The organism is Streptomyces sp. NPDC014006 (genome assembly GCF_043088925.1).
GTDB lineage: Bacteria > Actinomycetota > Actinomycetes > Streptomycetales > Streptomycetaceae > Streptomyces.
In genome coordinates this window covers 93,309-105,675 of record NZ_JBICAJ010000012.1, presented here as the reverse complement: position 1 = coordinate 105,675, position 12,367 = coordinate 93,309, and the positions used below count along the sequence as shown (strand labels likewise).

Annotated in this window: 10 protein-coding genes; 3 read left to right on the top strand and 7 right to left on the bottom strand. The window is 71.5% G+C overall.

Annotated features, from left to right (window positions below; genetic code table 11):
* Positions 1–160: 160 nt before the first annotated feature.
* The gene (locus tag ACF1GV_RS33170) at positions 161–2,026 is read left to right on the top strand and encodes a ricin-type beta-trefoil lectin domain protein (RefSeq protein ID WP_391688277.1); all 1,866 of its coding nucleotides are present in this window, start codon (positions 161–163) and stop codon (positions 2,024–2,026) included.
* Positions 2,027–2,220: 194 nt separating this feature from the next.
* On the top strand, positions 2,221–2,826 hold the full coding sequence (locus tag ACF1GV_RS33165) for a GPP34 family phosphoprotein (protein WP_391688274.1): 606 nt from the start codon (positions 2,221–2,223) through the stop codon (positions 2,824–2,826).
* A 19-nt stretch (positions 2,827–2,845) separates the two neighbouring features.
* Here ACF1GV_RS33165 and ACF1GV_RS33160 read toward each other — a convergent pair whose 3' ends face one another.
* From ACF1GV_RS33160 to ureA, 6 genes are all read right to left on the bottom strand, one after another.
* A complete protein-coding gene (locus ACF1GV_RS33160; RefSeq protein ID WP_363269464.1) occupies positions 2,846–3,271 on the bottom strand; it encodes a VOC family protein in 426 nt (141 codons plus the stop codon).
* A 14-nt stretch (positions 3,272–3,285) separates the two neighbouring features.
* Positions 3,286–4,896, bottom strand: coding sequence for a citramalate synthase (gene cimA / locus ACF1GV_RS33155; RefSeq protein ID WP_391688271.1), 1,611 nt, complete (start codon positions 4,894–4,896; stop codon positions 3,286–3,288).
* Positions 4,897–5,264: 368 nt separating this feature from the next.
* Positions 5,265–5,873, bottom strand: coding sequence for a TetR/AcrR family transcriptional regulator (locus ACF1GV_RS33150; protein ID WP_391688269.1), 609 nt, complete (start codon positions 5,871–5,873; stop codon positions 5,265–5,267).
* Between the two features lie 33 nt (positions 5,874–5,906).
* Complete coding sequence (locus tag ACF1GV_RS33145; protein WP_391688266.1) at positions 5,907–6,947, bottom strand: agmatine/peptidylarginine deiminase; 1,041 nt, start codon at positions 6,945–6,947, stop codon at positions 5,907–5,909.
* 11 nt (positions 6,948–6,958) lie between these two features.
* Positions 6,959–8,671 carry an urease subunit alpha gene (locus tag ACF1GV_RS33140; protein ID WP_391688264.1) on the bottom strand — a complete coding sequence of 571 codons (1,713 nt, stop codon included), beginning with the start codon at positions 8,669–8,671 and terminating at the stop codon, positions 6,959–6,961.
* Positions 8,668–9,372 (bottom strand): urease subunit gamma, encoded by a 705-nt coding sequence (gene ureA / locus ACF1GV_RS33135; protein ID WP_391688261.1) that lies wholly within the window; start codon positions 9,370–9,372, stop codon positions 8,668–8,670. Before ureA ends, ACF1GV_RS33140 begins: the two co-directional genes overlap by 4 nt.
* A gap of 145 nt (positions 9,373–9,517) precedes the next feature.
* Between ureA and ACF1GV_RS33130 the strand changes: the two genes are divergently transcribed.
* The gene (locus ACF1GV_RS33130) at positions 9,518–10,960 is read left to right on the top strand and encodes a cytosine permease (RefSeq protein WP_391688259.1); all 1,443 of its coding nucleotides are present in this window, start codon (positions 9,518–9,520) and stop codon (positions 10,958–10,960) included.
* A gap of 111 nt (positions 10,961–11,071) precedes the next feature.
* On the opposite strand, the gene ACF1GV_RS33125 is transcribed toward ACF1GV_RS33130, so the two are convergent.
* On the bottom strand, positions 11,072–12,160 hold the full coding sequence (locus ACF1GV_RS33125) for a branched-chain amino acid aminotransferase (RefSeq protein WP_391688256.1): 1,089 nt from the start codon (positions 12,158–12,160) through the stop codon (positions 11,072–11,074).
* Between the last annotated feature and the right edge of the window lie 207 nt (positions 12,161–12,367).

Here is a 12,367-nt window from a genome sequence, read left to right as displayed (position 1 = left end):
AAGACTTCACACCGGAACTGATACGCAGCCAACTCCTGGCGCGATCCGAGGCGTTGAAGCTTCGAAAACTGAACGCACAACCCCTTGACGCCCGCACTCCGCCGTCATTTACTCACGGCTCGCACGCCCCCATCCCCCACCTCTCAGAAGGGCGGCGCACATGAGGAGAGCCTCCACGGCCCTGCGCCTGCTGCTCACCGGACTGCTCACCGCGGCCGGCGTCACGGCCGCCACCGTTCCCGCGCGGGCGGCCGGCGAGCCGGTCACGGCCTGGCTGACCACCACCGACGACTCCGGCGGCCGGCACGTCGTACGCGGCCTGGAACCGCAGACGCCGTTCGCCTTCACCGCCGGCGCCGGCGGCAGCGGCGAGAACATCACCGTCGACGAGAACACCCGCTACCAGACCTTCACCGGCGGCGGCGCGTCCTTCACCGACACCGCGGCCTGGTTGATGAACAGCAGCGGGGCGCTGTCCGCGGCCACCCGGGACGCGACGATGCGCAAGCTGTTCTCCCCCACGGACGGCATCGGCCTGTCCTTCCTGCGCGATCCGATGGGCGCCTCGGACCTGGCCCGGTACGGCTACACGTACGACGACGTCCCCGCCGGCCAGACGGACCCCTCCCTCACCCGCTTCTCGATCGCGCACGACCTCGCCGACGTCGTCCCGCTGACGAGACAGGCCCTCCAGCTCAACCCGTCCCTCACGGTGATGGCCTCACCCTGGACGGCCCCGGCCTGGATGAAGGACAGCGGACAGCTCAACGGCGGCTGGCTGAAAGCGGAGGACTACGGCGCCTACGCCGGCTACTTCGTGAAGTACCTCCAGGCCTACCGCGACCAGGGCGTACCGGTCTCCTACGTGACGGCGCAGAACGAGCCGACCTGCTGCTCGGGCTATCCGTCGATGAGCTGGAACGCGAGCGGACTGGCGTACTTCACCAAGAACGAACTGCTGCCGAGACTCCAGTCCGCCGGACTGCCGACGAAGGTCCTGGCCCACGACTGGAACTGGGACACCTACGACGCCTACGCCGCCCAGACGGTCGACGACGCTGCGATCCGCACCCATCCCAACTTCGGCGGCATCGCCTGGCACGGCTACGGCGGCGACATCGCGAAGCAGACGACCGTGCACAACCAGTACCCGCAGCTCGACGCCTTCGGCACCGAACACTCGGGCGGCACCTGGATCGCCGACCAGCAGCGCGAGGACATGCTGAACATCATCGACTACACCCGCAACTGGGCGAAGTCGGTGACGAAGTGGTCCCTGGCGGTGGACCAGAACATGGGCCCGCACAACGGCGGATGCTCCACCTGCACCGGCCTGGTCACCGTCCACAACGGCGACGCGCGCAGCGGCCAGGTCGACTACACGGTCGAGTACTACGACATGGGGCACCTGACGAAGTTCGTCCGCCCCGGCGCCCAGCGCATCGCCTCCACGCCGTCCTCGGCCCTGCCGAACGTGGCCTGGCGCAACCCCGACGGTTCGAAGGCCCTGATCGCCTACAACGACTCCGCCTCCCCCCGCACGGTCACGATCAACTGGGGCTCACAGCACGCCGCTTACTCCGTCCCCGGCAACACGTCCGTCACCTTCACCTGGTCCGGCACGCAGTCCGGAGGCGGCGACCGCACGGGCGCGTTCGTCGGCCTCGCGGACAAGTGCCTCGACGTGGCCGGGGGTTCCACCGCCAACGGCACGGCGGTCCAGCTCTACGACTGCAACGGCACGACAGCACAGCGCTGGACGGTGAAGACCGACGGCACGATCCAGGCCCTGGGCAAGTGCCTCGACGTCACCTCCGCTTCGACGACGGACGGCGCCAAGATCCAGCTGTACGACTGCAACGCCACCGGCGCGCAGCAGTGGTCGTACAACACCTCGACCGGCGACGTGGTGAACCTGGCGGCGAACAAGTGCCTGGACGTAACAGACAACACGTCGACGAACGGCACCCGTCTGCAGATCTGGTCCTGCACGGGAGCGGCCAACCAGAAGTGGAGGCTGCAGTAGATCACTCAGCGTGGGGAGCACGGCCCGGCACGCCGGGGTGTGCTCCCCCAAGCTGCACGGCAGCCAGCCCAGGGGCACGGGGAACTGCGCGACCAGCCACAACGCACCCCACAGACGGACGACGACAGCCGGCCACAGGCACTCGCCCCCGAGAAAACCGCCCGCGCGCCGCAGGCAAGTCGCATGCTGGAAGCATGACCACCGCACGCGACCTCTTCATCACCGCCCTGGACGTGCCCGCCGGCCGGCCCTTCGCGCAGGGCGATCTGTCGCTCGCGCTGGCCGGGGCCGAGCTGGTCGACCTGATCGCCGACGAGACCGTCCACCTGGACGACGACCGGATCCTGCCCGGCCTCCCCCGGGCCACGGGCGACCGGCTGCTGGACGAGGCGGCCGCGGCCCTGCGCCGCGACACGCCGTACGAGTCCGTCGAGGACTGGCTGTGGCGGCGGGGGCGCGGCCTGGCCGCCGCCTACGCCGCCGACCTGAAGGCGCAGGAACCCGGCGGCCGCCGCTGGCTGCCGCACAAGCACCCCACTCCCCCGACCGACTCCCCTGACCGCGGCCGGGCCACCACCCGCTGGGCCTCCCGGGAGCCCGTCCTCGTCTCCCTCGCCGCCGCCCTCGGCATCCCCGACGGCACGGCCGAGGGCACCCAGGAGCAGGACACCGCGGACCTTCCCGACGCCACGGTGACCGTCCTCGCAGCGGTCCACGGCGCACTGACCGAGCTGGCGGCCGTACGGCAGCGCCGCCGTATCGAGGACGACGCCTACGCCAACGTCTGGCGCGGCCTGTGATCGGCCGGGCGGGCCGCGGCTAGGCGACCGGCTGTCCCACGGCCAGCAGGTTCCCCTCGCTGTCCCGGAACCAGGCCCCGCGCTCGCCGCGCGCGCCCTTGCTCGGATAGTTGCCCTCGACCTCGGCGATGCCGTCCCGGGTGCGCAGCCCGGGCGCGTCGACGTCCTCGAAGACGACCCCGCGCCGCCGCAGCTCGGCGACGACCGCCTCGATGTCGTCCACCTCGAACGCCATCTGGGTGAACGTGCCGGGCGAGGACCCCGTCGAGCCGAACACGACGAAGTCCACCCCACCGCACCGGTACAGCAGCCCGCCGGGCCGCTCGTCCACGGGCCTGAGGCCCAGCTTGTCCGCGTAGAACCGCCGGGCCCGCTCCAGGTCCCGGGCGGGCAGCCGGGTCGCCACGCGCGCCCGGCCCAGAAGGTCGCCGTCCGAAGAGGTCATGCCTCCACTGTGGCCTATTCGGCCGGGTGCACGCCCGCCCGCAGCAGCCCGTAGGTGTACGCGTCCTCCAGCGCCTGCCAGGAGGCGGCGATGACGTTCTCGGCGACGCCCACGGTGGACCACTCGCCGGCGCCGTCGCTGGTGGAGATCAGCACGCGGGTCGTGGACTGGGTGCCGTGCACGCCCTCCAGGATGCGGACCTTGTAGTCGACGAGGTCGAGCTTGGCGAGCTGCGGGTAGATCTTCTCCAGCGCGACGCGCAGCGCACGGTCGAGGGCGTTGACCGGACCGTTGCCCTCCGCGGTGGCGACGATCCGCTCGCCCTTGGCCCACAGCTTCACCGTGGCCTCGTTGGCGTGGGTGCCGTCGGGGCGGTCCTCGACGATCGCGCGCCAGGACTCCACCTCGAAGTAGCGCAGCGGCCTGCCCTGCACCTCGGTGCGCAGCAGCAGCTCGAAGGACGCGTCGGCGGCTTCGTAGGTGTAGCCCTTGAGCTCGCGCTCCTTGACCCGCTCGACGACCCGCCCGACCAGCTCGCGGTCGCCGCCGAGGTCGATGCCGAGCTCCTTGCCCTTCAGCTCGATCGAGGCGCGCCCGGCCATGTCGGAGACCAGCATCCGCATGGTGTTGCCGACCCGCTCGGGGTCGATGTGCTGGTACAGGTCCGGGTCGACCTTGATCGCGGAGGCGTGCAGCCCGGCCTTGTGCGCGAAGGCGGACACGCCCACGTACGGCTGGTGCGTGGAGGGCGTGAGGTTGACGACCTCGGCGATGGCGTGCGAGATGCGGGTCATCTCCCGCAGCCGGCCCTCGGGCAGCACCTTCTTGCCGTATTTCAGCTCCAGCGCGGCGACCACCGGGAACAGGTTGGCGTTGCCGACCCGCTCGCCGTACCCGTTCGCCGTGCACTGCACGTGGGTCGCGCCACCGTCGACGGCGGCGAGCGTGTTGGCGACCGCGCACCCGGTGTCGTCCTGGGCGTGGATGCCGAGCCGGGCGCCGGTGTCGGCGATCACGGTGGAGACGACGGCGTTAACCTGCGCGGGCAGCATGCCGCCATTGGTGTCGCACAGCACGACGACGTCGGCGCCGGCCTCGGCGGCGGCCCGCACGACGGCCTTGGCGTACTCGGGGTTGGCGCGGTAGCCGTCGAAGAAGTGCTCGCAGTCGACGAAGACGCGGCGGCCCTGCGAGCGCAGGTAGGACACCGTGTCGCGGATCATCTCCAGGTTCTCGTCGAGCGTGGTGCGCAGCGCCAGCTCCACATGCCGGTCGTGGGATTTGGCGACCAGGGTGACCACGGGCGCGCCGGACTCCACCAGCGCCCTGACCTGGGGGTCCTCGGCGGCGGTCGTACCGGCGCGGCGGGTGGAGCCGAAGGCGACGAGCTGGGCGTGGCGGAAGGTGATCTCCGCCTGCGCGCGGGCGAAGAACTCGGTGTCGCGCGGGTTGGCGCCGGGCCAGCCGCCCTCGATGAAGCCGACGCCGAAGTCGTCCAGGTGCCGTGCGATCGCGAGCTTGTCGGCGACGGTGAGGTTGATGCCCTCACGCTGGGCGCCGTCCCGCAGGGTGGTGTCGAAGACGTGGAACGAGTCGTCGAGCTCGCTGGTTGCCGTCTCGGTCATGGTCTCAAGGCTCCTGTTGTGGATCTTCGGTCTTACCGGAATGACCGGCTCCACCGTCCCCCCAATGGTCCCTCGCGCCTGACTCCCGGCTGAAGGTGGGCCAGGAAACAGAAAAACCCCTCGCGGGTGCGAGAGGTCTGCGCGCGGGTCGAGGACGACGGTGGCCGCCCGTACCTGGTCGTACGTGGCGGTCACTGCGGACCGGCGCGCCTGCTGCCAATAATCGTGGCGAACGAGAGCACGAGGGCAGTCTGGCACAATTCGCCCGCGCGCTCACCGCCCGTCTCAGGATGCGAGCGCGGCACCGGTCAGCTCTCGCGCGACCGGGTGCGCCCGGGTCCGGACGACGACGCCGCCCGGACGCGGGATCAGCCGTCCGCGAGGAGCGAGTCGTCGATGAACTCCCGTACGTGGCCGAGGATCTGTGCCCGGTCGGTGCCGCGCAGTCCGATCGCCACATGGATGGAGAAGCCGTCCAGCAGAGCCCGCAGCCGGGACGCGAAACGGTCGGGGTCGACGGCGCGGAACTCGCCGTGCGAGATGCCCTCGGCGAGGAGGGCGACCAGGTCGCGGTGCCAAGCGCCCTCGATGGCGGCCTGGCGGACCCGGGCGTCGTCGTCGGCGTTCTGCGAGCGGTTCCACACCTCGAGCCACAGCGTCCAGTGCGGGTCGCGGTGGCCGTCGGGGACGTACAGGTCGACGTAGCCCGCCAGCCGTTCGCGGGCGGTGCCGCCGCTCGTCAGCAGCCGGGCGCGCTCGGCGCCCAGACGGCCCTCGCTCCACTCCAGGGTCTGCAGCAGCAGTTCGTCCTTGGAGCGGAAGTAGTACAGCAGATGGCCGCTGCTCATGCCGACCTCGCGGCCCAGCCCCGCCATGGTGAGCTTCTCCAGACCGCGCTCGGCGATCATGTCCATGGCGGAGGTGAGGACCTCCTCGCGCGGCGGCGCGTTCCTGCGCGCACGGGCCGCACCGGCCATCTGCTGCTCCTGCGTCTCGGACGGGTCTGCGGGTCAGACCTTGGGCTGCTGCTGGGTGATGCAGTGGATACCGCCCCCACCCGCGAAGATCGTACGCGCGTCCACCAGGGTCACCGTCCGCTCGGGGAAGAGCTTGCGGAAGATGCCGGCCGCGATCTCGTCGCGCGGGTCGCCGAAGCCGCACAGCACGACGCCGCCGTTGCACAGGTAGTGGTTGATGTAGGAGTAGTCGGCCCAGTGGCCGTCGGCCTCCAGCACGGTCGGGGCGGGCACCTCGACGACCTCCAGCGTGCGGCCACGGGCGTCGGTCTGGGAGCGCAGGAGGGAGATGACCTCCTTGGTGACCTCGTGGTCCGGGTGGGCCGGGTCGGGCTGGTGGTGGGCGACGACGACGCCGGGTCGGGCGAAGGCGGCGACGATGTCGACGTGGCCGAGGGTGCCGAAGCCGTAGGGCGGGTAGTCGCCGGTGAGGCCGCGCGGCAGCCAGATCGCCTTGCTCGTGCCGAGGTGGGCGTGGATCTCCGCCTCGACCTGCTCCCTGGTCCAGTGCGGGTTGCGCTCGGGGCCGAGCTGCACGGTCTCGGTGAGCAGCACGGTGCCCTCGCCGTCGACGTGGATCGCGCCGCCCTCGTTGACCAATTGCGAGGCGTACGTCTTGGCACCGGCGAGGTCGGAGACATAGGCGCCGATCTTGGAATCGTGCTCCCAGCGGGCCCAGTCCTGGGCACCCCAGCCGTTGAACGTCCAGTCCACGGCGGCGAGTTCGCCACGGCCGTTGGTGAGGAACGTGGGGCCGATGTCGCGCATCCAGGCGTCGTCGAGTTCACGCTCGACGACCTCGATGCCCTCGCCGAGCAGGGTGGCGGCCTCGGTGGACTGGCCGGGACCGCAGACCACGGTGACCGGCTCGAAGCGGCGGATCGCGCGGGCGACCGACGCCCAGGCGATCCGGGACGCGGCGAGGTCCTCGGGGTCGTCGAAGGTGGGGTTGGGGCTCGGCCAGGCCATCCAGGTCCGCTCGTGCGGGGTCCACTCGGCGGGCATGGAGAAGCCGTCGGCGGCGGGGGTGCTCATCCAGGGCGTCCTTAGAGGAAGTAGAGGCGGTTGAGGGAGACGGAGTCGGCGGGCTCCGAGCTGAGCGGCTCGCCGTCGAGGGTGACCAGGCCGGTGCGCTGGTCCACGTCGACCTGTCCGGTACGGGAGTTGAGCCGCAGGTCGGCCGGGCCGATGCCGCGAGTGCCGCGCACGGCGACCCGGCGGCGCCGGGTGGGCATCGTGTCGTTGCCCTGGTCGACGGCGGCCTGGGCGACGAACGCGACGGAGATGTCGGCGGCGGTGGCACCGAAGGCACCGAACTGCGGTCCCAGCACGAGGGGTTCGCAGGTGTCGGTGGCCGCGTTGGGGTCGCCGACCACACCGTAGGCGGGGAAGCCGGACTTCAGGACGAGCTGCGGCTTGGCGCCGAAGTACTCCGGCCGCCACAGCACGATGTCGGCGAGCTTGCCGACCTCCAGCGAGCCGACCTCGTGGGCGAGACCGTGCGCGATGGCCGGGTTGATGGTCAGCTTGGCCATGTAGCGCAGGACGCGCTCGTTGTCGTGGTCGGTGTCCGGACCGCCCAGCTCGGTCTTCATCTTGCCGGCCATGGCGAAGGTGCGGCGCACGGTCTCGCCGGCCCGGCCCATGCCCTGGGCGTCGGAGGAGGTGATGCCGATCGCGCCCAGGTCGTGCAGCACGTCCTCGGCGCCCATCGTCCCGGCGCGGATGCGGTCGCGGGCCATGGCGGCGTCGCCGGGCAGGTCGGGCTTGAGGTCGTGGACGGAGACGATCATGCCGTAGTGCTCGGCGACCGCGTCCCGGCCGAAGGGCAGCGTCGGATTCGTCGACGAGCCGATGACGTTGGGGACACCGGCCATCTTCAGCACGTTGGGGACGTGTCCGCCGCCGCAGCCCTCGATGTGGAAGGCGTGGATGGTGCGGCCCTCCAGCACCCGGAGGGTGTCCTCCACCGACAGGCACTCGTTGAGGCCGTCGCTGTGCAGGGCGACCTGCACGTCGTGCTCCTCGGCGACCCGCAGCGCGGTGTCCAGCGCGCGGGTGTGCGCGCCCATGTCCTCGTGCACCTTGAAGCCGGACGCGCCGCCCTCGGCCAGCGCCTCCACCAGAGGTGCCGCGTGGGAGGACGAGCCCCGCCCCAGGAAGCCGATGTTGACCGGCCAGGCGTCGAAGGCGTTGAAGGCGTGGCGCAGCGCCCACGGCGAGTTCACGCCGACGCCCCACACCGGGCCGAACTCCTGCCCGATGATCGTGGTGACACCGGAGGCGAGCGAGGCCTCCATGATGCGCGGCGACAGCAGGTGGACATGCGTGTCGACGGCGCCGGCGGTGGCGATCAGCCCCTCGCCCGAGACGATCGACGTGCCCGTGCCGACGACGACGTCGACGCCGTCGAGGGTGTCGGGGTTGCCGGCCCGCCCGATCCCGCAGATGCGGCCCTCGCGGATGCCGATGGACACCTTGCGGATGCCCTGCACGGCGTCGATCACGACGACGTTGCTGATCACGACGTCGCAGGTGTCCCGGACGGCGGCGGCCTTCAGGTGCAGGCCGTCGCGGGCGGTCTTGCCGAAGCCGGCGAGGAACTCGTCGCCGTACTTCTGCGCGTCGGACTCGACCTTGATGGTCAGCCCGCTGTCGCCGAGGCGGACGCGGTCGCCGGCGCGGGGGCCGTGCGTGGCCGCGTACTCCTGCGGCGTGAGGTGGCGGGCTTCGGCGGGGTGGCCTCCGGGGCGGCTCATCGCTCGGCCTCCTTCTGGTGGGTGTCCCCTGCGCCGAGGTAGCCGCAGGCGGCGGCCCGGCGCAGGGCCTCGTCCTTCGCGCCCGGCGCGTCCAGCGGCCCGTCGACCAGGCCGGCGAAGCCGATCGCGATCCGTTCGCCGCCGATCGGCACCAGACCGACCTCGTGCGTCTCGCCCGGCCCGAAGCGCACGGAGGACCCGGCGGGGACGGCGAGCCGCATGCCGTAGGACTGCTCGCGGTCGAAGTCCAGGCGGGGGTTGGCCTCGAAGAAGTGGAAGTGCGAGGTGACCGACACCGGCACGGTCGCGGTGTTGGTGACCGTGAGCCGGAGAGCCGGCTCGGGGTCGGAGTGCATCGGGCCGGGCAGCAGCGCGCCCGGGGCGTCATCGCCGAGGCCTCCGCCGATGGGGTCGGAGACGACGGCGAGCCGGGAGCCGTCGTCGAAGACGGCCTCGACCATCACCTCGGTGACCACGTCGGCGACGCCCGGCAGGACGTCGTCCGGGCCGAGCACCGAGCGGGCCGCCTCGATGGCCTCGGCGAGCCGCTTGCCGTCCCGGGCGGCCTCGCAGACGGTGTCCGCGATCAGCGCGGTCGCCTCCGGGACGTTCAGCCTCAGCCCGCGGGCCCTGCGGGCACGCGCCAGCTCGGCAGCTCCGAAGAGCAGCAGCCGGTCACGTTCCGTGGGGGTCAGTCTCACCTCGCGGCACCTCCTTGCCTTCCTCGCTTTAGAGCACCACTCTAAACACCGGATTCACGCAACGGAAATATTGACGAGCCACCTCTGCACACGTCACATTGAACGTCGCTCTAAACCTCAGGTGGCCGTCGAAGGAGACCCACACATGCCCATCGAACAGCGCGGAGTCGACACGATCCCCGACGAGGAACGCACCAGCGGACCGCGGGACCTCGTATCGATCCTTCTCGGCTCCAACCTCTGCCTGGGTGTCATCGTCTTCGGCTGGCTGCCGGCCTCCTTCGGCCTCGACTTCTGGTCCTCGATCACCTCGATCGTCGCGGGCACGGTCGTCGGTACGGCGCTGACGGCGCCGCTGGCGCTGATCTCGCTGCGCACCGCGACCAACCTGTCCACCTCCTCCGGCGCCCAGTTCGGCGTGCGCGGCCGGCTGATCGGCTCGATCGTCGGCCTGCTGCTCGCCCTCGGCTACACCGCCCTGACGGTGTGGGTCGGCGGCGACGTCTCGGTCAGCGTGCTCGGCCGCCTCTTCGGCCTCCCGGCCAACGGCATGTCGTACGGCGTGGTCTACGCGCTGCTGGCCGGGGCGACCGTCGCGGGCGCGGTGTACGGCTACAAGGTGCTGCTGACCATGTCCCGCGTGCTGGCCGTCGGCATGACGGCCCTGCTGGCGCTCGGCCTGTTCGCCTACGCCCCGCACTTCACCACCGCCGCGCTGCCCGAGGCCGGCGGCTATCTGCTGGGCGGCTACTGGCCGACCTGGCTGCTGTCGGCGGTGGCCGCGGGCCTGTCCGGGCCGATCGCCTTCATCACCCTGCTCGGCGACTACACCCGCTACATCTCCCCCCGCCGTCACGCCCCGCGCCGCATCCTGCACGCCACCTGGCTCGGCCTGGTCCTCGGCCTGCTGGTGCCGCAGCTCTTCGGCACCTTCACCGCCTACGGCGCCCGCGCCGCGCTCGACTACGCCGGCCCGCTGGTGAACGCCTCCCCCACCTGGTACCTGATCCCGCTGCTGCTGGCCGCCTCCGCCGGCTCGGTCGGCAACGCCGGTCTGATGCTGTACTCGATGGGCCTCGACCTGGACGCGATCCTGCCGCGCGCCTCCCGCGCCCGCGCCACCCTCACCGTCGCGATCGTCGCCACGGCCTGCGTCTTCGTCGGCCACTTCCTGTGGGACGCGCAGGCGGCGATGACGTCGTTCGTGCTGCTGCTCACCGCGATCGGCACCCCGTGGGCCGTCATCACCCTGATCGGATTCGCCCGCTGCCGTGGCCGGTACGACGCGGACGCGCTGCAGGTCTTCAACCGCCGCTCGCACGGCGGCATCTACTGGTACCGGGCCGGCTGGAACGTCCAGGCCGCCGTCTCCTGGGCGATCGGCGCGTTCGTCGGCCTGCTGGCGGTGTCGCTGCCGGAGTACGAGGGCCCGCTGCTGACCTACACCGGTGGCGTGGACTGCAGCTTCCTGCTGTCGGGCCTGGTCGGCGGTGTCGTCTACCTGGCCCTGACGGCCCGGGGGGCGGGCGTACCGGCCCTCCCGGCCGCCCCCGCGGCACCGGCCGAGACGATGACCGCCGGCCACTGATCCCCAGACCCCCGGGCCGGCCGAGGACGGACGGCCGGCCCGGGCCGACACACGGCAGGGCCGCCCCGGACGCGCTGTCCGAGGCGGCCCTGCTGTTGTCCATCGAACGAATCAGCCGAGCTTGTGCATCCAGCCGTGCTTGTCCTCGGTGATGCCGCGCTGGAGGCCGAGCAGCGCCTCACGCAGCCGGAGGGTGACCGGGCCGGGAGTGCCGTCGCCGTGGCTCCAGGCGTCCGACTTGGTCTTGACGTGGCCGATCGGGGTGACGACGGCGGCGGTGCCGCAGGCGAAGACCTCGGTGAGCGCGCCGGAGGCGGCGTCCTCCCGCCACTGCTGGAGGGTGATCACACCCTCCTCGGCGGTGTAGCCGAGGTCACGGGCGACCTGGAGCAGGGAGTCGCGGGTGATGCCCTCGAGGATGGAGCCGGTCAGGGCCGGGGTGACGATCCGGTCGCCGTAGACGAAGGCGACGTTCATGCTGCCGGACTCCTCGACCTTGGTGCGGGTCACCGCGTCGAGGTAGACCACCTGGTCGCAGCCGTTGGCGGCGGCCTCGGCCTGCGGCAGCAGGGAGGCGGCGTAGTTGCCGCCGGTCTTGGCGTCGCCGGTGCCGCCCGGGACGGCGCGGACGTGGTCCTCGGAGACCCAGATGGTGACGGGCTTGACGCCGCCCGCGAAGTAGGCGCCGGACGGGGAGGCGATCACCATGAACAGGTACTCGTTGGCCGGGTGGACCCCGAGGCCGGTCTCCGAGGCGAACATGAAAGGCCGCAGGTAGAGCGACTCCTCACCGCCGTGCGGCGGCACCCAGTCGCCGTCCTGGGAGAGCAGCGCGTCCAGGGCGGCGATGAACAGCTCCTCGGGCAGCTCGGCCATCGCCATCCGCCGCGCGGAGTTGCGGAAGCGGCGGGCGTTGGCCTCCGGGCGGAAGACCGCGACCGAGCCGTCGGGCTGGCGGTACGCCTTGAGCCCCTCGAAGATCTCCTGCCCGTAGTGAAGGACGTGGCTGGAGGGGTCGAGGGAGATGGGGCCGTACGGGACGAGCTGCGCGTCGTGCCAGCCGCGTCCCTCCGTCCACTTGATCGTCACCATGTGGTCGGTGAAGTGGCGGCCGAACCCGGGGCTGGCGAGGATCGCCTCGCGCTCCGCGGCGGGCAGCGGGTGGGCGGAGGGCTTGAGCTCGATCGTGGGCGTCGTCATGAGTGGTTGTCCTTCACCGGTTGTCGTGACGGGCCGCGCTCCTTCATGCCAGGCAAGGACCGTTTCCGGCCAGTGCTAGGACGTCCGAGCTTTCCCTCATGTCGCGGCTCCGCGTTCGATTATCGCGCGGGGGCGGCGGCTGAAGGAATCCGGGTGGGGCGGCCCAGGGGTCGATGGTTCCACCCGGCGCCGCACAGGGAAAGCCGC